The 25478-nt window shown below is 37.7% G+C and carries 24 protein-coding genes; 21 read left to right on the top strand and 3 right to left on the bottom strand.

Going from position 1 to position 25478, the window contains the following annotated elements; genetic code table 11:
- Positions 1 to 21: 21 nt before the first annotated feature.
- On the bottom strand, positions 22 to 951 hold the full coding sequence (locus tag G5B37_RS05275) for a tetratricopeptide repeat protein (RefSeq protein ID WP_164679021.1): 930 nt from the start codon (positions 949 to 951) through the stop codon (positions 22 to 24).
- A gap of 255 nt (positions 952 to 1206) precedes the next feature.
- Here G5B37_RS05275 and G5B37_RS05270 point away from each other — a divergent pair, with 255 nt between their 5' ends.
- From G5B37_RS05270 to G5B37_RS05235, 8 genes are all read left to right on the top strand, one after another.
- Positions 1207 to 1587, top strand: coding sequence for a hypothetical protein (locus G5B37_RS05270; protein WP_164679020.1), 381 nt, complete (start codon positions 1207 to 1209; stop codon positions 1585 to 1587).
- A 19-nt stretch (positions 1588 to 1606) separates the two neighbouring features.
- Positions 1607 to 2863, top strand: coding sequence for a patatin-like phospholipase family protein (locus G5B37_RS05265; protein WP_164679019.1), 1257 nt, complete (start codon positions 1607 to 1609; stop codon positions 2861 to 2863).
- Positions 2864 to 3009: 146 nt separating this feature from the next.
- Entirely contained in the window at positions 3010 to 3729 is a 720-nt protein-coding gene (locus G5B37_RS05260; protein ID WP_164679018.1) for a DUF6090 family protein, read from the top strand.
- A gap of 168 nt (positions 3730 to 3897) precedes the next feature.
- Positions 3898 to 4587: a DUF6090 family protein gene (locus G5B37_RS05255; RefSeq protein ID WP_164678002.1), complete on the top strand. Its 690-nt coding sequence runs from the start codon at positions 3898 to 3900 to the stop codon at positions 4585 to 4587.
- A gap of 432 nt (positions 4588 to 5019) precedes the next feature.
- Positions 5020 to 5397: a DUF695 domain-containing protein gene (locus G5B37_RS05250; protein WP_164679017.1), complete on the top strand. Its 378-nt coding sequence runs from the start codon at positions 5020 to 5022 to the stop codon at positions 5395 to 5397.
- A gap of 53 nt (positions 5398 to 5450) precedes the next feature.
- Positions 5451 to 6137 (top strand): hypothetical protein, encoded by a 687-nt coding sequence (locus G5B37_RS05245; RefSeq protein WP_164679016.1) that lies wholly within the window; start codon positions 5451 to 5453, stop codon positions 6135 to 6137.
- Positions 6138 to 6283: 146 nt separating this feature from the next.
- Positions 6284 to 6700 (top strand): carboxypeptidase-like regulatory domain-containing protein, encoded by a 417-nt coding sequence (locus tag G5B37_RS05240; protein WP_263649849.1) that lies wholly within the window; start codon positions 6284 to 6286, stop codon positions 6698 to 6700.
- A gap of 12 nt (positions 6701 to 6712) precedes the next feature.
- Positions 6713 to 7399: a transglutaminase domain-containing protein gene (locus G5B37_RS05235; protein WP_164679015.1), complete on the top strand. Its 687-nt coding sequence runs from the start codon at positions 6713 to 6715 to the stop codon at positions 7397 to 7399.
- 119 nt (positions 7400 to 7518) lie between these two features.
- Here the strand turns inward: G5B37_RS05235 and G5B37_RS05230 are convergent, their stop codons facing one another.
- Positions 7519 to 9996 (bottom strand): M14 family metallopeptidase, encoded by a 2478-nt coding sequence (locus G5B37_RS05230; RefSeq protein ID WP_164679014.1) that lies wholly within the window; start codon positions 9994 to 9996, stop codon positions 7519 to 7521.
- 155 nt (positions 9997 to 10151) lie between these two features.
- Here G5B37_RS05230 and bshC point away from each other — a divergent pair, with 155 nt between their 5' ends.
- From bshC to G5B37_RS05195, 7 genes are all read left to right on the top strand, one after another.
- On the top strand, positions 10152 to 11747 hold the full coding sequence (gene bshC / locus G5B37_RS05225) for a bacillithiol biosynthesis cysteine-adding enzyme BshC (protein WP_164679013.1): 1596 nt from the start codon (positions 10152 to 10154) through the stop codon (positions 11745 to 11747).
- Between the two features lie 80 nt (positions 11748 to 11827).
- Complete coding sequence (gene guaA / locus G5B37_RS05220; RefSeq protein WP_164679012.1) at positions 11828 to 13357, top strand: glutamine-hydrolyzing GMP synthase; 1530 nt, start codon at positions 11828 to 11830, stop codon at positions 13355 to 13357.
- 96 nt (positions 13358 to 13453) lie between these two features.
- Complete coding sequence (locus tag G5B37_RS05215; RefSeq protein WP_164679011.1) at positions 13454 to 14650, top strand: PBP1 and LysM peptidoglycan-binding domain-containing protein; 1197 nt, start codon at positions 13454 to 13456, stop codon at positions 14648 to 14650.
- A 25-nt stretch (positions 14651 to 14675) separates the two neighbouring features.
- Positions 14676 to 15371 (top strand): hypothetical protein, encoded by a 696-nt coding sequence (locus G5B37_RS05210; RefSeq protein WP_164679010.1) that lies wholly within the window; start codon positions 14676 to 14678, stop codon positions 15369 to 15371.
- On the top strand, positions 15368 to 15772 hold the full coding sequence (locus G5B37_RS05205; RefSeq protein ID WP_164679009.1) for an OsmC family protein: 405 nt from the start codon (positions 15368 to 15370) through the stop codon (positions 15770 to 15772). The genes G5B37_RS05210 and G5B37_RS05205 overlap by 4 nt, the downstream gene beginning before the upstream one ends.
- Positions 15773 to 15833: 61 nt before the next feature.
- The gene (locus G5B37_RS05200; RefSeq protein ID WP_164679008.1) at positions 15834 to 16370 is read left to right on the top strand and encodes a DUF922 domain-containing protein; all 537 of its coding nucleotides are present in this window, start codon (positions 15834 to 15836) and stop codon (positions 16368 to 16370) included.
- Complete coding sequence (locus tag G5B37_RS05195) at positions 16351 to 16599, top strand: DUF3820 family protein (protein ID WP_164679007.1); 249 nt, start codon at positions 16351 to 16353, stop codon at positions 16597 to 16599. The genes G5B37_RS05200 and G5B37_RS05195 overlap by 20 nt, the downstream gene beginning before the upstream one ends.
- Here G5B37_RS05195 and G5B37_RS05190 read toward each other — a convergent pair.
- On the bottom strand, positions 16586 to 17035 hold the full coding sequence (locus tag G5B37_RS05190; RefSeq protein ID WP_164679006.1) for a YhcH/YjgK/YiaL family protein: 450 nt from the start codon (positions 17033 to 17035) through the stop codon (positions 16586 to 16588). The two genes, G5B37_RS05195 and G5B37_RS05190, sit on opposite strands and share 14 nt — an antisense overlap.
- 143 nt (positions 17036 to 17178) lie before the next feature.
- On the opposite strand from G5B37_RS05190, the gene G5B37_RS05185 reads away from it, so the two are divergent.
- The 6 genes from G5B37_RS05185 (at position 17179) to G5B37_RS05160 (ending at position 25449) form a co-directional block, all read left to right on the top strand.
- Positions 17179 to 18789 (top strand): CTP synthase, encoded by a 1611-nt coding sequence (locus G5B37_RS05185; RefSeq protein WP_164679005.1) that lies wholly within the window; start codon positions 17179 to 17181, stop codon positions 18787 to 18789.
- A gap of 110 nt (positions 18790 to 18899) precedes the next feature.
- Positions 18900 to 20786: a membrane protein insertase YidC gene (gene yidC / locus G5B37_RS05180; RefSeq protein ID WP_164679004.1), complete on the top strand. Its 1887-nt coding sequence runs from the start codon at positions 18900 to 18902 to the stop codon at positions 20784 to 20786.
- Positions 20787 to 20889: 103 nt separating this feature from the next.
- A complete protein-coding gene (locus tag G5B37_RS05175; RefSeq protein WP_164679003.1) occupies positions 20890 to 21585 on the top strand; it encodes a toxin-antitoxin system YwqK family antitoxin in 696 nt (231 codons plus the stop codon).
- Positions 21586 to 21676: 91 nt separating this feature from the next.
- Positions 21677 to 22870 carry a tRNA 2-thiouridine(34) synthase MnmA gene (mnmA, locus tag G5B37_RS05170; protein ID WP_164679002.1) on the top strand — a complete coding sequence of 398 codons (1194 nt, stop codon included), beginning with the start codon at positions 21677 to 21679 and terminating at the stop codon, positions 22868 to 22870.
- 15 nt (positions 22871 to 22885) lie between these two features.
- The gene (locus G5B37_RS05165; protein WP_164679001.1) at positions 22886 to 24508 is read left to right on the top strand and encodes a S8 family serine peptidase; all 1623 of its coding nucleotides are present in this window, start codon (positions 22886 to 22888) and stop codon (positions 24506 to 24508) included.
- Positions 24508 to 25449, top strand: a complete 942-nt coding sequence (locus tag G5B37_RS05160; RefSeq protein ID WP_164679000.1) for an NAD(P)H-dependent flavin oxidoreductase — start codon at positions 24508 to 24510, stop codon at positions 25447 to 25449. The genes G5B37_RS05165 and G5B37_RS05160 overlap by 1 nt, the downstream gene beginning before the upstream one ends.
- Positions 25450 to 25478: the final 29 nt, after the last annotated feature.

The raw sequence follows: 25478 nt of genomic DNA, 5'->3' as shown, positions 1-25478 counted from the left end.
AATTATTGTGAAGCGTGATAATTAAAACTTAGAAGCCAAATCTACCTCTGCAGCAATATAGCCAAACGATGCCCAATCTGAACCCGAAACTATTTCAGAAAACATGGTTTTTGCCTTACTAGATTGTCCGTCACACAAAAGGTAGTTAGCGATTGCATAGTTTAGCGCACTGTTAGAAGCGTCGTCATCTGAATTCAATAAAGCTTTTTCTGGTTGTAATTCGCCCTTGTACACAAGACAAGCCTTATGGTACGCCTGATTTTCAATTATATTCATATCTGCTGTAATGCCTTTTACATAATTAAGACCCGTAGACTTACGACCAATTTGGCAATTAATAGTATAAATCCAATGGGTTGCAGAAACTACATTGTCTGGATTACTAGAAGTTTTTAGGCATTTTTTGTATGCTTCTATTGCTGGTACATCGTTTCCGTTGAGGTAATAAGCAAGGCCTAGGTGATAGTAAATGTTACCGTGCATAGTGCTTAACGGTATGTTTTTGGCATTAGGCATTCCGTCTTCTTCTACTTTGTTTTCTTGTCCTTGAATAAGCGCTGCGGCTTTTTCTAGATCTATAATTGCTTTGTCGAATTCACGTACAGTAATATATCTATGTCCGCGATGACGTAGCAACCGCGATTCGTCAGGAAATTTATTGAGTCCCTCTGTATAAATTGCGATGGCCTCTCTATAGTTACCTGTATATGCCGTAAACCGTCCGTACCAAATGGTGTTTTCTAATGTAGCACTTTTATCGAATGCTTCTTTTTTGGCTTCGTATTGCTTCATCAATTTTTGAGACGGAGCTTTGCTGTACAAGGTGTCGCCTAATTTAGAAATCGCCTGATATTTTTGAGTCCAATTGGGTGCAGGGTCATCTGTTTTTGTATTCGAATTTCCACAGCTTGCGAAGCAGAGGGAAAGTACAATGACAAGGTATTTATGCATGGTGTAGTTTTAAGATTTAAAAATACTACAAATTATGGGAAGGTGGAAGCTAGAATGTAGGTGGTAGGGACGAAAATGCAAAGATGTGGAGGAGCAGAAGTTTAAAGGTTTAGTGGTTTTTATGCTTTCTAATACCAAATCTTAGATTGCTATTGAGCGTATTGTTGTTCTTTATTCATATTTACGTGTTTACCCGTATTGCACTGTAAATCAGAAGGTTTTACTTTTAAGAGTTGAATTAGGAATTTCAATTGTATGGTAGAGTCATCGTCAAGCACGGCGTTTACGTTGCAGCTCAATTTCTTGGTAAAGGGTGCAAAATTGTTGCTCCCTGAGGCTAATTGTACGTTTACTTATTATTGGGATGCAGAAGGTGGAGAAGGGAAAGCACAATTGTTAGGTATTAATGGAAGTATGCTAGCCATTTCTCTTAACCTAGAAAACCCAGTAGATACGCTATTGTTTTTAAGTGATATGCAGCCTACACTTTATAAGATTAAAGGAGTTGATGTGGTAATTAGTAAGATTTACTTGAAGATACATCCTGAAAATAATACAAAAGAAGCCGCAATTTTATTTGGGTATGATGGTGTTACGGTGCAGGCTACTGCAAATTATGCTTGGCCCGATTTATAAACTAATCAATAGATACATTATGAAAACTAACTATTCATTTTTAATTCTCGCCATTTTTATACTTTTCTCAATGAGCTGTGAGACCACAATCAGTGACAAAATAGCTGAAGAAAAAGAAACTGTCACCTTGACCAAAAAGAAGTTAGTGCTAGCAATTGATGGTGGTGGAATAAAGGGAATCATCCCGGCTACCATAATAAAAGCGTTAGAAGACTCACTCGGGAAGCAAATGTATGAAGTGTTTGATGTTATTGGAGGTACTTCTACTGGGGGTATTATCTCTTTAGGACTAACCACACCCAATGGTGCGGGGCCTAATTTACCACCGCGAACCGCCTCTCAAGTACTAGATTTTTACAAAAAAGATTGCAGCAAAATCTTTGTAGCCAATACAGGATTGAATTCTGGACCTAAATATTTTGCCGATTATAATGGTGCTGGTGTGGAAGCATTTTTGAGAACCAACTTTGGCGGGAATACCCTTAAGAGTTCTGCAATGAATGATCCTGTAAACAAACGGGTACAACAAGTATTCACCACTAGTTATCTTATTAATGGAGAAGGAGGAAAAGTAGTAGGAAGACAGCCTGAAATGGGTCGCGATTTCGGCCCTTATCTCTTTAATTGGCATGATGCTACAATAGACCCATACGACAATTACTATATTTGGGAAGCGGCACGTGCTACAAGTGCGGCACCAACCTATTTTCCAGTGGCTCATGTGGGAGGCGGAATGGGACCTCGTTCTGGGGCGGCTCAAAAATGGGCGCTTGATGGAGGTGTGATGAGTAATGATCCAGCTATGTTTGCTGCGTCTGAAGCCCTGCGAACTAAGGTCGCAAATACTATGAATGATTTGGTAGTAATTTCTTTGGGCTGCGGTATAGATCCCTTTAATGGTGGTATTAATGTTATTATTGGTGGTAAGGCAGGTCCAACAAACAGGTTTGGATTTTGGGGCGATAGTTGGGCTGCGCCCTCTGTTGTGGGGAATCGTTGGTATAATTTAAATGATGATATAATTGCTATTCCTGCTTTATTGCAAGTAGAAAGCTATGCCAACCAATTTGTGCCTGTTAGTCAGTTACAGCGATTTGCAGAAGCGAATACAGGATTTGAATACTACCGCATGCAACCAACCTACAAGACTAGTTTGGCAATGGACAAATGCAATTTGGTGCCTGCTCTCATAGCAGACGCAGATGCGTATTTAAAAAGTACTGAAGGTATAAAGCTTTTAAATGAAATTTTAAAAGTGATACGAGATAATCAGTAGTGAATAATTGAAACAACAGATTAAACACATGAAAAGCCAAAAAATGAATGCACGCATAAATACAGTTCATGAGAATAAAAATCGCTAAATTGTAGGCTATGGGTCATATACAACCCTGTTGTTTTTCTTAACGAATCAAAATAATAATGATAAAATTCTTTAGAAAAATTAGACAAAGATTACTCTCCGAAAATAAATTCAGTAAGTATTTAATTTATGCAGTTGGTGAAATTGTTCTTGTTGTCATTGGAATTCTAATTGCACTTCAAGTAAATAATTGGAATGAAAATCGTATAATCAAGAGAACCGAGGTAAAATACTTAACGGAATTGTCTGAAGCCATTGATTTAGATATCATTGACTTAAAATCGAATATAAATAACTCTCAAAAAACCATAGAAAGCATTGATTTGTTATTAAATCATTTTGAAAACAAATTGCCATATAACGATTCGCTAAATATTCATTTCACCAGAAGTTCATTGTTTACCAATCTCATAACAAATTCTTCGGTCTATGAAAAGTTAACATCAATTGGATTAGATGTTATTTCAAATGATAGTCTTCAGAAAAGCATTGTAAGATATTATGAATACTCTTCACCTTATCTAAGGAAAAATGAGGAGGTAATTGTTAATCCCCATCACAATTTGAGTGTAAGACCTACGATGATTGAAAAGTTCAGTTATTCTTGGCTCTTGAAACCGGCCATTCCAAATTCTTTCGAAGCATTGCAAACAGATTCGGCTTATTTAAGTCTTCTAACAACAACGAAAGAAATAATAGCATTTAAACAAAGAATGTCAAAAGACCTACTTAAGGAAGCATCGGGGTTACAACGAAACATTAGAAACCATCTACAATAATTATTTTTAATTTAAATTTAAACAACTATGGATGTAAATAATTGCTATCTCACAACTACTCATTGCTGAGAGTAGTACGCTTCATGAAAACCAACCAATATAATAATGATAAAATTCTTTAGAAAAGTTCGTTACAATCTTCTGTCAAAGGGAAGGACTGGGAAATATTTGAAATATGCGGTTGGTGAGATTATTTTAGTTGTCATTGGAATTCTCATCGCCCTTCAAATAAATAACCTAAATCAGGAACGTATCTTAAACGAACAAAACCTGATTATAGTACAGAATTTAAATAAAGAGTTTAGTGAGAACTTAATTGAATTAGACTCTAGAATTACTAAATTCAATAGAATAATTGAAGGGTTGGAGGAACTGCTAACCGTTATGAGAACTCAAGATAGTAGTTTAACTGAAGCTAGTTTTGACGAGCTACTTCAAAAAACGTTTTGGACACCCAATTGGACACCTAGCTCTTTCGTGCTTGTAGAATTGAAAAGTTCTGGAGCCTTATCTAAACTTAAAAATAACGAGTTAAAAACATTGTTATTTAAATGGGAAAGAGAATTTGCCAATATGCATGTAAACAAAGATGCATATATATTGTATGGAGAAGAGTATATTGAATTTATCACTAAAAATGGATCTGTTAGAAATATAGATGCGTTAACAGAAGAGACTAAACATCTACAAAAATCTACGATTGCCAATAACAGCTTGGAACTCCTAAAAATTCCTGAATTTGAAAACAGGGCTGATAATTTTTATTTTCTTGCGTTTCGATTACGAGATAATTTTCAAGCGCTTAGGGTAACAATGCAAGATATTGTTACTGCTTCGAATGCTGAATTGAATTTATGATCGGAAATAAATAAAGCGCAACAAGGCATATATCAGACGTCAATTGGTCTAGTTTTTTTAGCACTTGTTGCTATGTAAGAATTGTTAGATTTCTCTTAGGAAAAGCGGCCTTTAAAAAAAGACATAGTTAAAGGATTCAACATATTTTATTGTTTGCTAGAGAAGATTTTGGGCCGTTAGGCTGGCTAATAACAGCAATGCCAAAAAGGATTCTTTAAAGGTATTCTCAGAAATCCCATCACTATTAGTATCTTAGTTGCTGTGCCCGAAACCTTACGGATTTTCGTTGTGCAAATCGCCTAAAATAGAAAGGATATAACTTAGAAAGCATTGGGAATATTAGATATATTTAGTTCAAGCAAGGACAAGACAGATTGCTCCGACTTCAAAAATGACGCAGATCTTTACCCAGAAAATTCAATTTCAGTTGTAATGGTTCAATCAGAAAGTGGAAAACCAGCAACAGGATGGGTAGATATGGGATATGTTGATTATAAATTCAAGAAATGCTGTCCTTTTAATCTGCAATTTTCAGTTGAGATTCCAAACGATAACGATACCATAGATTTTGCAACCCTAGAAGATTATTTTGTAGACGAACTAAAAAAAGGCTGTGTAGTTCATCTAGTGGCAAGGGTAGCAACCGATTTTGGTTTTATCATGGATATGTATATCGACGATGCAGAATTTGCTTCAGAAAAGCTCGCTGGACTTTTAGAAGACGATACTAAAATGGTAGAATTTGGTTGCGGATTTAACCAAGACCCCAAGTGGAAAGAGTATAAGCGAATTGTAAAAATGGTTAAATAAGCCATAGTACTCATGCTTTGAAAATAATGTAAATGCTTATTGATACTAATTTTATGAAAAGAGTACTTGTACTAGTAGTGTGTTTTGCGTGTTTTTCTTTCATGTGCGGTAATCAGAACACCCCAACGAGAGATTATTTTGAAGGCCAAGTGGTGTATGACATCACGTACACACCATATAGCGATTCTTATCCTATAGAAAGACTAAAAGAACTAATTGGTTCTAAAATGGTCTTAACTTTCAAAAATGGAAATTATAAGAAAGAATACTATGCTCCTAATGGTGAACTTGTGCAAGAAAGATTTGTGCAGCTAAAACACGATAAATCGTACTTCAGAACTAAAGATTCAGATACTGTATATTGGGTAGATATTACCATAAATGATACTAAAACAACATTCACTGTTTTAAAAGATACTGTAGTTATGAATCACCCATGCAGAATCATTACAACCAAATCTACTGTTTCTGGTGAAGGCTTTGAAGGAAAACCTATAGAGGTAAAGGGGGTTACAACATATGCTCAGGATTTACCAGTAAACCCAAAATGGTACAATAATTTCTATGAAGGAAATTTCAACGAAATTAGTAAAGAAGGTAAAGGGATTGCTATCGTTACTGTAAACAAGGGAATGTTTTGGGAGCAAACCCTTAGTATGACGTCTGTTACACATCGAAAAGTGAAAAATAAAGAGATTAAAATAAAAAATTTAAAAAGTGCGCCACTAAAGCAATTGTAGTTGTTGCCAGTAAATTGCATCAATATAATCTTATACCTCCCTCATTAAAATACACCATTCCCTCAGACATTTGTTTTGTTACCTCATTCACACTTTTTAAGCTATCTAAGTCTACCTACGTTTGAGTAAACAAAAATAAATATCTTATGAGAACACAAATTACACATCGACGAAACTTTTTACAAGTTGTATGCGCCTTTAGCGTAATCATGGTATGTTGGCTTTTTGCCAATCCTATGCACGCCCAGGCCAAAACAGAGAGAACTATCACTGGAGTGGTAACGAGCTTAGACGGACCCTTATTTGGAGCTAGCATTGTTTTAAAAGGAACCACCATTGGGGTGACCTCAGACAAAACGGGGGCTTTCAAATTTCCGAAAGAACTAAAAGAAGATGACGTCTTGGTGGTGAGTTATCTGGGGTACAAAAATCAAGAGGTAACTATAGGTCAAGTAACCACCTATATAGAGCCTTTTTTAGAGGATATTCCGGTTCGCATTTATGGTGCAATGCGCACAGTGCATACCAAAGAATCGCATTATACGAAGTATATCAAGAACTAATAAATGTTCTATATGAAAAGGATTATCCTTTTAGTGTTCTTCACTTTTACACTGTGTTTGCATTCCCAGCGAAACGATTTTAATGAAATTAACTTTCAGAAAGCAGACCGCATTGCAGATAGGTATAAAGGTGAAGAGCTTACTAATTTACCAGTACTAGCGTTACGACTTACGGCCCAACTAGAAACAGATGTTGAGCGTTTTCGGGCAATTTATATTTGGGTGACACATAATGTACGTGGCGATTACCATCTAACGTCAACCAACAGCCATATGCATAGAAAACTAAAAAACAATCCCGAAGAGTTCCACCAATGGAACAAGCAATTTAAAAAAGAAATTTTCCAACAATTAAAAGATGAGAAAAAAACCCTCTGTACAGGCTATGCTTATTTAATCAAAGAGCTTGCTAATTTGGCTGGTTTAGAGTGCGAAATCATACATGGATATGGTCAGGTTAAGAATATAAAATTCGACAACATGGAGCTTCCCAATCATTCTTGGAATGCAATCAAGCTAAATAACAAGTGGTACCTATGCGATGCTACTTGGTCTAGTGGGATTATAGATATGTCTAACTATTCTTTCGAGTTTAGCTATGAAGATAGCTTCTTTTTAATGGAGCCCTCCATATTTGCAAAAAGCCATAGGCCTATAGATGCGCAGTGGTCACTATTCAATGAAAATGCTGAAAATTAATTGGTTTAAGACCGTTTAGCTAACACAAAAATTTGTTTTGCTACCTATTCTATGTTCACCCGCTCAAATACAAGTTTAACTCGGGACAAGTACGCCAGTAACTATTAACAAAACGAATTCTACAATGTAAACTTATTATTATTTACAAAGAATATTGAGTTTACCATTAACAGTTTTCCATTTTCCCAGAAGCTTCTAAATAGCACATCGTCTACCATATAAATTACGCTTCCGCTGCCTACTCGAGCTTCACCAAAAACCATAGAGTTTTTTAGTTTTGCTTTCGCATTATCTCCAGAAAAACCAGATACAGATGTAGGTTCTTCTATATACCCCACGTTAAATCCGTTTTCTAAAAATGAATATGAAGTGCTTCCTAACTTTAAACTATAGTAGGTATCATCATAGCCAAAAGCCATAGGGTGCGTTGGGTCTAGTTTAATTTTATAAATACTACCGGTAATAAAGTCTTTTACACTTTCACGTTCACGCTGGTCGTATGGTGTAAGATTTCCTTTAGAGTCTTCTTCGCTAACATCATCTGTTTTGTTGGTTTTTAAATCGAAACCGTCTTTATTGGCAAACACGTTGTTAGCACCGCCAATCGCTATAATCTTTCCACCACGTCGTACCCATGCTTTTATATCGTCCATGGTAGATTCACTACTCAAACTACTGTACCAGCCGCTTGGCAAAATTAGAACGTCAAAACCTGCTAGTACAGAAGGTCTAAAGGCATCGGTGTCTATAGAAGTAATGGGGTAGTGTAGTTGCGTTTCGAAGAAATGCCAAATAGCACCGTAGTTTAAAGAAGAGGTGCCTTTACCTCTTAAAACAGCTATGCGTTGGTTGTTTATTAGCTTTACATCTGGCGACCCAAAATCGGTTCTCGTATCTCCAAAACTTGTAGGCGAGGTGTACAATTGTCTGTTGTGTTTATTGGCAATTTCAACTACTTTCTGGTGAAAGTCTGGATTGTTTCTGTTATCACTTTTTGTTATCACCAAACTTCCTTTCTTGAAGTCTGTTCCCCCAAATTTTAGATCCTTTTCAGAAAAACGCACCCGAATATCTTCCGTTAGTAATTCGGCTAAAAATTGTGCATCGTACATACTATTCCACCGACTAATATATCCGGCGCCATTAGGTGAAGCTACATTATTAATGTTGTATGTTGACAGCTCTTTATCTGCGCTTACCAAACTTGTACTTGCCACAGCATCTAGTCCGTAGGCATGAGGGATACTCCAGGCTGTAATGTCGTATGTTAACGGTTCTTCAAGTTGAGCATTGGGCTCGAAAAGCACTTTTATCATTTTTCCTTTTGGCTGGTTCGTACTCACCACAAGCGCATTAGCTGCATTCATACTCGCTTGTCCGTTCGTGCTGTAGCTATAACCGCTCACTGTACCACTACTTTTAAATCCGTATTTAATATTATGTTTCTGAAGTAGCTTTGTAAGTGCATCAATTTTATCTGGGTTTCCTTTTACAACATAACTCTTGTACTTTAGGTTATCGTTCTGAAAGAATTTTTTAAACTCACTGTTAAGCTGTGCCGCATTTTGGCTCCCCATTTCTATGGTAGACAAACCTGTAGTGGTATGGTGTGCTACACGATCAACAAGCGTAAGTTCGTAGCCTTCGTCTGTATCAATACCCAGTCCTGCACGTCCATGCCCAGCCTGTTCGTAGGTCATACCAATGGCTCCCATAAACATTGGGTACGTATCTCCGTAGCTTGGGTATAATAAATCGAAACGTTCTCTGGTAAAAAACAACCAACCTTCTTGATCAAAATAACGTGCGTGGTTTTTTCCAATTTTAGTTTGAAATGTACGCTGAAACGGAGTGATAATTTCGTGATATGGCTCTGCTGCCGGTGCAAAATAATACGGCTCGTTAATACCTTGTTCATGAAAATCTACATGAATATGCGGCATCCATTGATTGTAAATAGTTAAACGTTGTTGTGTTTCAACTTGTGTTGCCCATGCCCAATCGCGGTTAAGATCAAAGAGGTAATGGTTAGGTCTTCCACCTGGCCATGGCTCGTTGTGCTCTGCGGCGGCTTGTTTTTTATTGTATGGAGTTGCTTTTACTTGATTGTACCAATTGGCATATCTATCGCGTCCATCTGGATTTACACAAGGGTCTATAATTACTACGGTATTTTGCAACCATGCTTGTTTTTCTGTAATTAATTTATAGAGAGTGCTCATAGCAGCTTCGGTAGAAGACGCTTCATTTCCGTGTACGTTGTAGCTAAGCCATACAATTGCGGTTTGCGGATTGGCACTTCCGTTTTCTAAACCAATGTTCTTTAAGTTATCTCGACGAATTTGGTCTATATTACTCATGTTCTGGGCCGAAGTTACCACGGCGTAAGTAAGAGGTCTACGTTCGTTTGTTTTGCCGTAGGTGTCGTAAGTTACCATATCGCTATTTGCAGCAACATGTTCAAAATAACGCACTACGTCTGCATGACGAGAGAATTCGGTACCGATTTCGTACCCTAAGAATTCTGCTGGTGATTGTAATTGTGCAGAAACTGAAGCACAGATAAATAGAAAGATGAATGATATATTTTTAAGCATAGATTGGTTTTTTTAAAGATTGCTAAAGATACAGGAATTTCCACTTTCAGAAATGATACAGTAAAAAAACCGACTTAAATATTTCCCAAAAGTGATGCTGATAATTTTAAATTCTGATTAATCCCTTATTTTTGAAGAAACCTTCTAAACATTCTATGTCTAAAACAACGCTTTCGTATGCCGAGACTGGCTATTTTTCTAGATTAATATGCGATTATATAGCTGAAAAATCAACGCTTACATCTTTCTACGGAAATTTCCCCGAGATAGAAAATTTTGAAAAGCAACTTCAACTGAAGCAGCAATCGTTTACGGCAAATTCTAGAAATACTCTGGTTGCGCAGCTAGAGAAACAATACGAAGGCTTTAAAATTTCCGCAGCTACACAAGAGAACATTAAATTACTCAAAAAGAATAATACGTTTACCATCACAACAGGACACCAGTTAAATTTGTTTACAGGGCCCCTATATTTTCTTTATAAAATTGTTTCGGTAATTAATCTTTCCGAAGCACTTAACGCGAAACATCCTGCCAATAATTTTGTGCCAGTGTATTGGATGGCTACAGAAGATCACGACTTCGATGAAATTAATTACTTCACGGTTAAAGACCAAAAAATAGAATGGGATGCACCCCACGGAGGCGCAGTAGGAGAGTTAAGTACTAACGGACTCGCAGAAATTGCTGAAAAGGCTTCAAAAATTTTTGGTGAAAGTAAAAATGGAAAGCAGTTACAACAACTCTTTACCGAAGCTTATACAAAGCATACTAATTTGGCAGATGCCACACGTTATTTAGGTAACGAATTGTTTAAAGAATACGGGTTGATAATTGTAGATGGTAACGACACCGAATTGAAAAGAGCTTTTGTACCGTACGCAGAAAAGGATTTGCTGAAGCAGGTTTCTTATCATAAAGTGACAGAAACAACCGAGCGTTTAACGCAATTAGGATATAATGAGCAAGTGCACCCGCGCGATATTAATTTGTTTTACCTCCCCAATGGGATGCGAGAGCGAATTGTTGAGCGAGAAGGTTTGTATTATGTAAACGACACTGCTATTGTTTTTACAAAAGATGAAATTTTAAAAGAACTAAACGAACACCCGAAGCGTTTTTCACCCAATGCCTTGCTACGACCATTGTATCAGGAAGTTATTTTGCCTAACCTTTGTTATGTAGGTGGTGGTGGTGAGTTGGCGTATTGGTTTCAGCTGAAAGATTATTTTGATGCGGTAGCTGTGCCTTTCCCGATTCTTTTGTTAAGAAATTCTGTGTTGCTAGTGCCCGAAAAACTTTCAGATAAACTGAATAAACTGGATGTTTCTATTGAAAGATTATTTCAAAAGCAAACCGAATTAAAAACAGCATTTACTCATCAGATTTCAGATGTAGAAATAGATTTTTCTACACAACGCGAATATTTAAAGCAACAATTTGAAGCGCTATACACCTTAGCCAAACAAACAGACGCTTCTTTTGTAGGAGCGGTTGGAGCACAGGAGCAGAAACAGTTAAAAGGTATAAATCATCTTGAAAAAAGGTTGCTAAAAGCCCAAAAAAGGAAATTAGCCGATAAACTACAGCGATTAACAGCACTTCAAGACAGCCTCTTTCCGAAGCAAAGCTTACAAGAGCGAAACACCAACTTTTCTGAATATTATTTGCCCTATGGCGCTAATTTGCTTTCTACATTAAAGGAAGAATTAGATCCGTTAGACATGTCTTTTTCAGTGATAACGCTGTGAGCATTGTAGGGTTGTTGATTTCTGTTAAAAACTTTGAAGTTTTTATGTTTCCATTTTGAACCGAAGTATTATTTTTGTGGATGCAAAACAACGTCCTAATTCTAGACTTCGGATCGCAGTACACACAGCTCATTGCAAGACGCGTGCGCGAATTAAACATCTACTGCGAGATTCATCCGTATCACAACATTCCAACAGATCTTTCTACATTTAAAGCGGTAATTCTTTCTGGGAGTCCGTTATCGGTTCGTGGAGAAGACGCCGCCCATCCAGACCTTACAAACATTAAAGGAAAATTACCTTTGCTAGGTGTTTGTTATGGCGCCCAATATTTGGCACATTTTAATGGCGGTAGTGTAGAACCGTCTAACATTAGAGAGTATGGCCGTGCCAAACTGTCTATGATTAAAGATGGAGAAGCTCTTTTTGATAATATTCCACAAGATACACAAGTGTGGATGAGCCATAGTGATACTATCGCTAAGTTGCCAGAAAATGGGGTTAGACTTGCAAGTACAGCAGATGTCATGAATGCGGCGTACAGAATTGAGGGCGAGGAGACCTACGCCATTCAATTTCACCCAGAAGTATACCATACCTCACATGGAAAGCAATTGCTAGAGAATTTTCTAGTACACATGGCGGGCGTTCCACAATCTTGGACACCTGGAGCCTTTGTAGATACTACTGTGGCAGAGTTAAAGGAAAAGATTGGCGATGACAAAGTGGTGTTGGGACTAAGTGGCGGAGTAGATTCTACGGTTGCTGCTGTGTTACTTCATAAAGCTATTGGAAAAAATTTATACTGCATTTTTGTTAATAATGGCTTGCTGCGTAAAAATGAATTTAGTGATGTTTTAGATCAGTACAAAGACATGGGGCTAAACGTAAAAGGAGTAGATGCTTCTCAACGTTTTTACGATGCCCTTGCTGGGGAGAGTGATCCAGAAACAAAAAGAAAAGCAATTGGGAATGCCTTTATTGAAGTGTTTGATGATGAGGCAAATGCTATTACAGATGTTACATATTTAGCGCAAGGGACGATTTATCCAGATGTAATTGAAAGTGTCTCTGTAAATGGGCCTTCAGTAACCATTAAAAGCCATCATAATGTTGGCGGATTGCCAGATTTCATGAAATTAAAAGTAGTAGAGCCTTTACGAATGCTTTTTAAAGATGAGGTTCGTCGGGTAGGTGCAGAGATGGAAATAGATCCTAAATTGTTAGGTCGTCATCCGTTTCCTGGTCCGGGATTGGCAATACGTATTCTAGGTGATATTACGCCAGAGAAAGTACGTATACTACAAGAAGTAGATGCTATTTTTATAAATGGTTTACGCAAATGGAACTTGTATGATAAGGTATGGCAGGCAGGTGCTATTCTACTACCTGTGCAAAGTGTGGGTGTGATGGGAGATGAAAGAACCTACGAAAAAGTGGTAGCATTGCGTGCTGTAGAAAGTACCGATGGTATGACTGCCGATTGGGTAAATTTACCTTATGAGTTCTTGCAAGAAACCAGCAATCATATAATAAACCGCGTAAAAGGCGTTAATAGGGTAGTGTATGATATAAGTAGTAAACCACCTGCAACCATAGAGTGGGAATAAAATTTGGCATGCTGCTTGTAATTTTTACCATATTTTAAGAAGAACAAACCACTTTATCCGTATTTTTAGGGAAAAGTACAAACCTTGATTCAAACATTGAAATATCTCCTATACATTGCTGTTGTAAGCTTTATGATTGTAAGCTGCGATGTGCTGTCATCTCCATCACAGGCTAACTACCGTAGTCATACGGTTCAAAAAGGTGAAACCGTATATAGTATCGCCAAGAAATACGGGACAACTCGTAAAGAAATTTATCTGTTAAATCCGGATGCAAAAAATGGAGTGAAAGAAAATGCCGTATTGGTCATTCCGTCTACAGATGTTATTAACAGCTCTGGTGCGGTTACTTTTAAAACCCATAAAGTAAGACGAAAAGAGACTTTATTTAGCATTGCGCAATTGTATAATGTTTCCGTAGAAGATATAAAACGCTACAACAAACATTTGTATGCCAAGCAACTTAAAAAAGGTGAGAAGTTGCAGATTCCTAAATCTGTAAACGCAAATAACACAACTGGCGAGACAAATACAACGTCAGAAACTTCTAATACAGGATCAGATTCGAAGTCGTATAAAGTAAAACCAAAGGAAACAAAGTTTGGTATTGCAAGGATGTACGGTATAACTATAGCCGAACTAGAAGCGCTGAACCCAAATTTGGGTGAGTCATTACAAATAGGCGAAACTATTCAGGTTCCTTCGGAAAGTGTAACTAATGAAGCAACATTAGATACTGAAAAATATACTTTTTATGAAGTACAACCTAAGGAAGGATTTTACCGATTAAAAGTAAAGTTAGGGTTGTCTGAAGAGGAGATTGTAAGTCTTAATCCGTATGCGAAAGAAGGTCTTAAGGAAGGCATGATTCTTAAAATACCTAAAGATGAAGTTGCTTCTAACGATACGGTTTCAACAGTAAATTTAGAAACTGGCCTTAGTAACAAAAGTGAGAAGCGAATCGCAATTATGTTGCCTTTCTTGCTGAATCGTGCCCAGGGAGATTCGGTAAACAATTCTGAGATTTTAAAGAACGAACGCACCATGCGTATTGCTTTAGATTTTTATAGCGGTGTACTTATGGCAACAGAATTTGCCAAGGATCAAGGTATTTCAGTAACTGTAGATGTGTTTGATACCCAAGCAAGTGCAGGGAAGGTTGGAAGTATTATTTCTTCAAACAATTTTGATACTGTAGATGCAGTTATTGGTCCGTTGTTAAGTAGTAATGTAGAGAAAGCTGCGGCAGCTTTAAAAGGTGAAGACGTGCCTGTTTTTTTCACCACTAAGTAATAGGGAGATTAAAATTTCTTCTAACGTGTTCCAGACGTTACCATCAGACGAGCTCTTAGAAGATGGTATGATTGCTTGGATTAAGGAAAACGGAGAAGGGAAAAATATAATTGTCATTTCAGACAGTAAGCGCAGTAGACAAAAAGGAAAAATATTGAATGCCTTGCCGGGTGCTAAAAGTATTACGCCTAGAGAAAAAGGATTTCTCTATGTTGGTGATATAAATAAACATATGGCTCGTGGTACTGCAGATAACTGGGTGATTGTAGAGACTTTAGATCCAATTCTTCTAAGTAATGTAATTACCATTTTAAACGGAATGCCAGACGATTATCGTTTGCGTGTTTTTACGCTCGATAAAAATAAGGCGTATGAGTTTAACGACATTAGTAATTCTAACTTGGCAAAACTTAATTTTACCTTTCCATCGGTAAGTAAGAGCTATGATTACGATGAAAAAGAGCCGTTTTTGATTAGTTATAAAAATAAATACGGAGTGTTGCCAAACCGTTTCGCTGTACGTGGATTTGACGTTACGTACGATGTGTTACTAAGGTTGGCTTCGGCAAAAGATGTGTATGACGCAACAAGCTCTGCCTTTGAAACTGAGTATATTGAAAATAAGTTTAGATACACTAAAAAGTTATTTAAGGGGTATGAGAATAAAGCAATGTATATTTTAAAATATACGCCAGATCTAAAGTTTGAAGTTGTTAAATGAGCACATCTAAAGTAATATACCTAGGTAATCTGCGCACCGAAAACGAGCATCTAAAATCAGGGAATACCTATATAACAGATGCTCCAACAGACAATAATGGAAAGGGTGAGGCATTTTCTCCTACAGATACTGTGGCAACGGGTTTGGCCAATTGTATGCTTACTGTTATGGGGATTAAAGCGCAAGCATTAGCTGTAGACTTGTCGAATAGTACTGCGTTAGTCACAAAGACAATGGCTGCCAATCCGCGACGTATTTCTAAAATTAAAATTGTTCTTAACCTTCCGAGCAACGTGTCTGAAAAGAACCAGAAAATTCTTGAAAACACTGGTAATACCTGTCCAGTTCACAATAGTCTTCATCCAGATATCGAGAAAGATATTACCTTTCTATGGAAATAACCTAAGCTTTTTATTTAGTTTCAGTATCCAATAAATTTTGAATTAGCACGTTACTACAAATATGAAATTTTTGGTATCTATGTTGTTTTGTTTTTTCCTTGTCACTGCAGAGGCCGACTTGGTAAAAATGCAATGGAATGAAAACAGACAACTTACCTGGAACGATTTTCAAGGTGAACCCAATAGGGGTGACGACTTTGTTGCCAGCACCAATAGCGGTATTTCATTTTCTTTCTCTTATCAAACAAGAAACGGAAAGATGACCATGGATTATGAAGTGCTCTGTAATTTTTATCCAGAACTTTCTTGGTATAAACCCGATTTAGTAACACCGTATATTTTAAAGCATGAGCAAACACATTTTGATATTTCAGAATTGTTTGCAAGAAAACTGCGTAAGGCAATGGCAGAAACAACGTTTTCTAACAATCCCAAAGAAGAAGTAAATGCCTTGTATGAAGTTATTGAAAAGGCGCGCCAAGCAATGCAGAATAAATACGACGAAGAGAGCGAACACTCTAAGAATAAAACCGCAGAATTACAATGGCGCGAATTTGTAGCCCAAGAATTGCAAGCTTATGACCGCTGGAAATCCTGAGGGCGAGCCACTCTTTCCCAACCCTGCCCATTTAAAAGAACTAGCAAATTATAGGATGCCATTTGGTAAATATAAAAACCAACGGTTGTTGCACCTTCCCGAGGCTTATTTTGTATGGTTTCAACAAAAAGGATTTCCTGAGGGAAAATTGGGACGCATGATGCAAGAAATGTTCGAAATAAAAGTAAACGGCTTAGAACCGTTATTGGGCCCATTTATTGAACATTAACTTTTACAACTACTTTTTTTAAAGACTTTGGACCTTCAATCTGTATTCCTGTTTGATGGATATCCTGCGGAAAAAGAACCATAAAAGAACCTTCGGGGAGGATGAAATCTTGTGTTTTACAATTATAAAAAGCGTAATCTTTTTCTTTGTTCACTTCGGTTGGTTGTTGCTTTTCTAGGGTAGCAACACCAACTTTTTCTGAGCCCGAAATGGTGTAGTGAATATCTATGTATTTGTAATGCGCTTCAGAAAACCCCGATTCTTTTGGTTTCGTGGTGTATGCCATTACAATCGCAAAACAATCTTTGCCGTCAATTTCATAGGTGCCTTCGTCAATTTGTTGAAGATCTTCTTTCTGTAAAAACTGAAAAGCAGCTTCCATTCTGTGATGTAGCTTGCTGTAGGTGTCGCAATTTTTTAGTGTATCTAAAACCATACTACCAAAGTACTGTTTTTCAATAAAAATGACTAGAAAACTAGTAATCAAATTGACGCTTAACTTTCTGTTTAAAATTCAAGATACTGTATCAATAAATCGCTACCTTTGCATCCCGTATAGCTAACATAGCAAGAGCATTCATGAGTACTACAAAATACATCTTCGTTACGGGCGGGGTATCTTCATCTTTAGGTAAAGGAATTATCGCAGCGTCGCTAGCCAAATTACTGCAGGCCAGAGGGTATCGTGTGACCATTCAGAAATTAGATCCGTATATTAATGTAGATCCTGGAACTTTAAATCCGTACGAACACGGTGAATGTTACGTGACTGACGATGGTGCCGAAACCGACCTTGATTTAGGACACTACGAACGTTTTTTAAATGTTCCTACTTCTCAAGCCAATAATGTAACTACCGGACGAATTTACCAAAGTGTCATACAAAAGGAACGCAGAGGTGAGTTTTTAGGAAAAACAGTACAGGTTGTTCCTCATATCACAAACGAAATTAAAGAACGTATTCAAATTCTTGGTAAAAGTGGCGATTTCGATATTGTTATTACCGAAATAGGAGGAACTGTTGGTGATATAGAGTCGTTACCTTATATAGAGTCGGTTCGACAATTAAAGTGGGAATTAGGTGATGATAATGCGCTTGTAATTCACTTAACACTAGTTCCTTATCTTTCTGCTGCGGGTGAACTTAAAACGAAACCTACACAGCACTCTGTTAAAACCTTAATGGAAAGCGGTATTCGAGCAGATATTTTGGTGTGCCGTACAGAACATGAATTAAGTGACGATTTACGAAAAAAATTAGCGTTGTTTTGCAATGTTAAAAAAGAAGCTGTGATTCAGTCAATTGATGCTTCTACCATATACGACGTCCCAAACATGATGCTAGCAGAAGGGCTAGATAGAGTGACGCTTTCAAAATTAAATATCGAAGCAGATAGTGAACCCAACCTAGATCACTGGAATATGTTTCTTAACCGACTTAAAAACCCGAAAGGAGAAGTTACTATCGGACTTGTCGGTAAATATGTAGAACTTCAGGACAGTTATAAATCTATTCTAGAATCTTTTATCCATGCAGGTGCAGAAAACGAGGTTAAGGTAAAGGTTGTTTCTGTGCATTCTGAACATATAGATAGTTCTAATGTTGCAAAAAAATTAGCACACTTAGACGGAATATTGGTCGCTCCTGGTTTTGGTGAGCGAGGCATTGAAGGGAAGGTTGAAGCCGTGCAGTATGCGCGTGAAAATAAGGTTCCATTTTTAGGTATTTGCCTTGGAATGCAGATGGCAGTAATTGAATACAGCCGAAATGTATTGGGTTTAAAAGATGCAAACTCTAGTGAAATGAGTAAGCATACAGACCACCCCGTTATTAATTTAATGGAGGAACAAAAAAGTATTACAGATATGGGTGGGACTATGCGTTTAGGGGCATGGGATTGTGCTCTAGAAGAAGATAGTATTGTTGGCAATGTATATGAAGACGATATCATTCAAGAACGTCACCGCCATCGGTATGAGTACAACAATCAGTACAGAGAACAATTAGAGGCAGCAGGATTAAGAGCTACAGGAATTAACCCAAAAACGGGACTCGTTGAGATTGTTGAAATACCAGAACACCCATGGTTTGTAGGTGTACAATACCATCCAGAATATAAAAGTACGGTTGCCAATCCGCATCCGTTGTTTGTAGCATTTGTAAAAGCAGCACACCAACATTCAAAATAAATAAGACAATATGTCGGTTTACACACTTAGGCTAAGTTGTTGTAACCGAAACTAAAGATTTAAAAGATACCCGCATAACTTATAAAGCGGAGTCGAAATACGGCACAAGCATGGAAGAAAAGAAGTTTGATAAAAATTCACTCATTGGTTTTTTACTTATTGGAGGTATCCTTATTTGGATGCTTTATATGAATAGTGATGAACAACCAGATCAAGAAACAACCAATACAGAGCAAGTAGTAGACAGTACGCAAACTGCTACAGATAAGTCAACTAAAGAAATAACAGTAACGCCAGCCGAGATAAATACGGCGTCTGCTACAGATTCTGTTGCTGTTGAAAATCTTAAAAACAGACTAGGTTCTTTTGCGTATTCAGGTACGTTGGCTTCTGCTACAGATGCAACCACTACTATAGAAAATGATGTGTTGCAACTAAAGGTGAGCAATAAAGGTGGGTATATTGTCGAGGCGAAGCTTAAAGATCACACAACATACAAAGGAGATCATGTTACATTAATTAGAGATGGCAATAATGATTTCAATCTACAGTTTACTGCTGAAAATAGACTTTTAAATACTCGGGATCTTTATTTTGAGCCGTCGGTAAGCAAAAGTGGTGAAAACAATGTGTTATCGATGAAACTAAAAACGGGACCCGATGCTTATGTCGAATACCGTTACGAATTAACTCCTGGGCAGTACATGCTAGATTTTAGTCTAAAGTCGCAAGGCTTAGACGGCGTGATGGATACTTCGCAACCTATTTACCTTAATTGGAATCTAAAGGCATTTCGTCAGGCAAAGAGTATTTCATATGAAAATAGATACACACGTTTAACGTATGAGCATGATGATGAAGATTTCAGTAAACTAGACCCTACTGGCGAAGATGATGAAGTAGAAAAGAATGTAGATTGGATGAATTTCCGTCAGCACTTTTTTAGCTCTATGCTGTTAACAGATACGCCGTTTAAAGAAGTTACATTTACGTCACAAGATTTAGTAGAAGATGAAGACATAGATACGGTGTACACCAAGAACTATGGGGCAAAAATGCTCATTGAACCTAAGGGAGGTGCTTTGGCTGAAAACATGAACATGTATTACGGCCCAACAGATTATCAGATATTTAATGATTATGATAGAAATCTAGACGAAGCTTTACCACTTGGGTGGGGAATTTTTGGGATGATTAATAAATACATAATCATACCATTGTTTGGTTTCTTGAGTGGGTTTTTACCAGCGGGTATTGCCATTATTGTACTAACTATTTTAATTAAACTAGCGTTGTCGCCAGTACAGTACAAGCAATATCTTTCTCAGGCAAAGATGAAGGTATTAAAGCCAGAAATTGACGAAATTAAAAAGAAGCATGAAGGGAATTCTATGAAGATTCAACAAGAGACCATGAAACTTCAAAATGTTGCTGGTGCAAGTCCGTTAAAAGGTTGCCTGCCTGCCATATTGCAGATTCCGGTGTTTTATGCCTTGTTTACATTTTTCCCAATGGCATTCGATTTAAGGCAAAAAGGCTTTTTATGGGCAGAAGATTTAAGTAGTTACGATACTATTTACGAGTTCCCTCCAGGGTTTAGTATTCCTTTTTATGGAGATCACGTTAGCTTATTTCCAATTTTGGCGTCTATAGCTATTGGCGCGTATATGATAATGAGTGCTGGGCAAAGCATGCAGGCACAGCAACAGCCAGGTATGCCAAACATGAAATTTTTAATGTACTTGTCACCATTGTTTATGCTAGTGTTTTTTAACAACTACGCAAGTGGTCTTTCATTGTACTATTTAGTTTCTAACTTAATTACCATTGGTATTATGTTGGTAATTAAGAATTATATCATAGATGAAGAGAAAATTCATGCTCAAATTCAGGTAAAAAAGAAAACGCCAAAGAAGCAGAATCGTTTTCAACGAAAAATGGCAGATATGATGGAGCAAGCCGAAGAACAAAAAAGAGCTCAGAAAAAGAAGAAATAGTTTTGTTCAAAACAAAGTAGCTTTGGCACTCTTTTTGAAAAATGACGTGTAGGATGTTCAATAGAACTTCAAAAATAACGTTGATAGTAAAAAGAATTGTTTTATGAAATTTTCAATAATTTTCTTTCTTGCTGCACTTGTAGCAATACCTTCTAGTTTTGCGCAAGGTGAGTTTAACCAAATGGATGAAGCTGGAAAGCGTCATGGTGTTTGGAAAAAATATTACCCAGGAACCAAACAACTTCGATACGAAGGGCAGTTTAATCATGGCAAAGAAGTAGGAACCTTTAAATTCTACTGCCAAGATTGTGGAACAAACCCTTCTACGGTAAAGGAATTCAACAATACAGATTCACGTGCCGAAGTGTCTTATTTTACCACCAAGGGCAAATTAGTGAGTAAAGGAATGATGGAAGGTAAAAATAGAGTAGGAGAATGGCTTTATTTTCATGAGAAGTCTAAGCAACCCATGAGCAAAGAAACCTACGTGAATGGAGAATTAGACGGGGTTCAGGTTACCTACTATCCCGACGGAAAGATAACCGAAGAAATTACTTATGTAAAGGGCATAAAACAAGGGGCTAATAATTATTATTCTCCAGAAAGTGTTTTGCTCAAAAAGCTAATCTATCACGACAACGAACTTCATGGTCCGGCAGAGTTTTACGATGCTAACGGTAACGTCACTATAAAAGGCCATTACAAAGAAGGAAAAAAGCACGGCTTGTGGCAGTACTTCAAGGACGGTAAGTTAGAGTTAGAAGAAACGTATCCGAAGCCTCAGAAACGAGGAAATTAGTGTTCGTCATAGAAGAACCCGATAGCTAAATTATATTTTGAAATCCTAATGACGGTAGAGATACGTGCTCTTTCCGTAATTTTGTAATGAGATGAAAAAGAAACAACGTGTTGTAGTAGGATTAAGCGGCGGAGTAGACTCCAGTGTTGCTGCTTATTTATTACAAAAACAAGGATACGAAGTTATTGGCCTGTTCATGAAGAATTGGCACGACGACTCTGTGACTATTTCTAACGACTGCCCATGGCTAGACGATAGTAACGACGCTATGTTGGTGGCGCAAAAGCTAAACATTCCTTTTCAAACCGTAGACCTAAGCGAGCAATATAAAGAGCGTATTGTAGATTATATGTTTCGTGAATACAAAATGGGTAGAACACCTAATCCCGACGTGCTTTGTAACAGAGAGATTAAGTTTGACGTCTTTATGAAAATTGCGTTAGAGCTAGGTGCAGATTATGTTGCTACCGGGCATTACTGTCGTACTTCCACGAAGGTTGTATATGAAAATGGAAAAGAAACAAAAGTACATCAGTTACTTGCAGGAAAAGATCCTAACAAAGATCAGTCATATTTTTTATGTCAGTTATCTCAAGAACAATTAGCTAAAACCTTATTTCCTGTTGGAGAATTGTTGAAGCCTGAGGTAAGAAAAATAGCGGCAGCGCAAGATTTGGTGACTGCAGAAAAACGAGATTCACAAGGATTGTGTTTTATAGGAAAGGTAAGGCTTCCAGAATTTTTACAGCAACAATTGGCACCCAAGGAAGGGGCTATTGTTGAGGTAGCTTCAGATTTTGAAGGATATACAACTGCTTCAAAAGAAGGAACGTTAGCCGAAATTTCAGCAAAATTTGAGTATAAAAAAACAGATGGCGAAGTTGTTGGTACGCACCAGGGAGCACATTATTTCACCAACGGTCAGCGTAAAGGGTTAGCTGTTGGAGGTAAAAAAGAACCATTGTTTGTAATCGCAACCGATGTAAAAGAGAATGTAATTTACACAGGGCAAGGAAAAAACCATCCTGGGTTATACAGACGCGGTCTTTTTGTGAAAGCGGAAGAAATTCATTGGGTTCGCGAAGACCTAGAATTGGCTATAGATGAAACCTTAGATGTAATGGCGCGTATTAGATACCGACAACCTTTACAGAAAGCTACATTGCACCGTACAATTTCGGGACTATATGTTATCTTTACAACACCACAAGACGCAATTACCGAAGGCCAGTTTGTTGCTTGGTATCAAGACGATGAATTACTAGGAAGCGGTGTGATATCTTAAAAAAAAATAATTGTTATGAAAAAAATATTTGTACTCCTATCTTTTGTAATTTCAACAACGGCTATGGCGCAACAAGACGCGCTCGTTTTCTTTGTAGACAAGGCAGATGTTGCAACTTCAATTGCCAATCCTATTAGTATTCTTACGCAAGACGCGCTTGATCGTAAGGCGATGCATGGTATCGCTATCGATGAAAGAGACGTACCCGTAAATGAAGTGTATATTACCGAAATAAAAAATCAGCCAGGAATTACGGTACATGCAAAAAGCAAATGGCTTAATGCTGTTTACGTGAGAGGTTCAGAAAGTGCTATAAATGGGTTAACTAGTCTAGCTTCGGTATCTGATGTTGAATTTGCAGATAAGACGTTAAATCGTAGACCTTTTCAGAAGAAACAAAGAGATAAATTCGCACTCGAAAATGAAGCATCTAGAGTAACCTATAACTACGGAGCTGCTGCCAACCAAACAGAAATGATTGGCGCCGATTTCTTACACGAAGAGGACTTTACTGGAACGGGCATGGTTATCGCTGTCTTAGATAGCGGGTTTCCTAATGTATTTACTAATAACGCCTTTTCTGATGTAGTATCTGACGGACGTTTGTTAGGGACATACGATTTTGCCGAAAGACAAACCAATGTAGACGGTACAGGCTCGCATGGTGCCCGAACATTTAGTAATATTGGTGCATTCTTAGATGGAAGCCAGGATTTTGTAGGTACGGCACCAGAAGCATCTTTCTATTTGTTTAGAACTGAATTTGCACCTACCGAAAACCCCGTAGAGGAAGCATGGTGGGTAGAAGCGCTAGAAAGAGCCGATAGCCTTGGAGTAGATGTTGTAAACACTTCATTAGGATATCAAGACTACGATAATCCGAATTACGATCATAGCTACGAAGATTTAGATGGTGAAACAACCATCGCTGCGCGTGGCGGGAATATTGCTTTTGAAAAAGGAATGCTGCTAGTTACTTCAGCTGGAAATGATGGAGGCGGATTTACATTTGTAGCCACTCCTGGTGATTCGAAAGGAGTCTTAACGGTGGGTGCTGTAGATTCTAGTGGTGATTATGCTGGTTTTAGCTCAATTGGCCCAACCGTAGATGGAAGAATTAAGCCAGATGTAATGGCACAGGGCTTAGATGCTGCAGTTGTAGACCAAGATGGAGATGTTACCTTCAATAATGGTACTTCCTTTAGCTCGCCAATTATGGCTGGTGCTGTGGCAAGCCTTTGGGAATCTAGACCAGAAGTACGAAACGATGTAATAATGCAGGTAATTAGAGAATCGGCTCACTTGTTTAACAATCCCACAGACGAAATGGGATACGGAATACCAAACTTCGAAGATGCCTACAACGCATTACAACTTCTAGCTATAGAAGAGCAAGTTCTAAAAGAAAACTTTGCCGTGTATCCAAACCCAGTTAGAGACGTCATGAATGTTTCTTTTCCAAAAACTATCGAAGAAGCTACAGTTTCAATTTATGATGTCTTAGGGAAAAGAGTACTTCAACAAAAAATTACAAGCACTGGCAACCGAGTTAATGTGTCGCAACTTTCCGAAGGAATGTATATCGCTAAGGTAACAGGAGAAGGTACTAGCAATAACTTTAAAATTTTAAAGCAGTAGTGCAGCAAAAAATCACAGATCTTTTTGGCGTAAAATATCCAATTATTCAAGCAGGAATGATTTGGAATAGTGGTTGGAGGTTAGCTTCTGCCGTTAGCAATGCTGGAGGCCTCGGACTATTAGGCGCGGGTTCTATGTACCCAGATGTGCTTCGCGAGCATATTGTGAAGTGCAAAAAAGCAACCAATAAACCATTTGGTGTTAATGTTCCTATGCTATATCCCAATCTGGAAGAAATTATCCAGATAATTATTGAAGAAGGCGTTCCAATTGTGTTCACTTCTGCGGGAAATCCTAAAACATATACGCAACATTTAAAAAATCATGGTATTACCGTGGTGCACGTAGTGAGTAGCGTGAAATTTGCATTAAAAGCTCAAGAAGCTGGCGTAGATGCCGTCGTTGCCGAAGGTTTTGAAGCAGGAGGACATAATGGTAGAGAAGAAACCACCACATTCACCTTAATCCCAATGGTGAAAGAGCAAATTAAAGTGCCACTTATTGCAGCTGGCGGAATTGCCAACGGAAAAGGAATGTTAGCCGCCATGATTCTTGGAGCAGACGGGGTGCAAGTAGGAAGTCGTTTTGTGGCTTCTGAAGAAAGTAGCGCGCATCAAGCCTTTAAGAAGATGGTTGTTGCTGCTAAAGAAGGTGATACGCTACTTACGCTAAAAGAGTTAGCCCCAGTTCGCATGTTGAAGAACAAGTTCTTTAACGAATTAATGGAGCTTTATACTACCAATCCTACAAAGGAGCAATTAATTGAATTATTAGGACGTGCACGGGCAAAGCGTGGTATGTTTGAAGGCGATTTAGAAGATGGCGAGTTAGAAATTGGTCAAATTGCTGGACTCATTCACGACATAAAACCAGCCGCAACAATTGTAAATGAAATGGTTACAGAATTTGAGTTGGCGAAAAAGCAAGCAACCTTACTATAAAGACAATTTTAGAAATCTAGAAAATTAGT

The organism is Rasiella rasia (assembly GCF_011044175.1).
Taxonomy (GTDB): domain Bacteria; phylum Bacteroidota; class Bacteroidia; order Flavobacteriales; family Flavobacteriaceae; genus Marinirhabdus; species Marinirhabdus rasia.
This window is presented reverse-complemented; position numbering and strand designations above follow the sequence as displayed.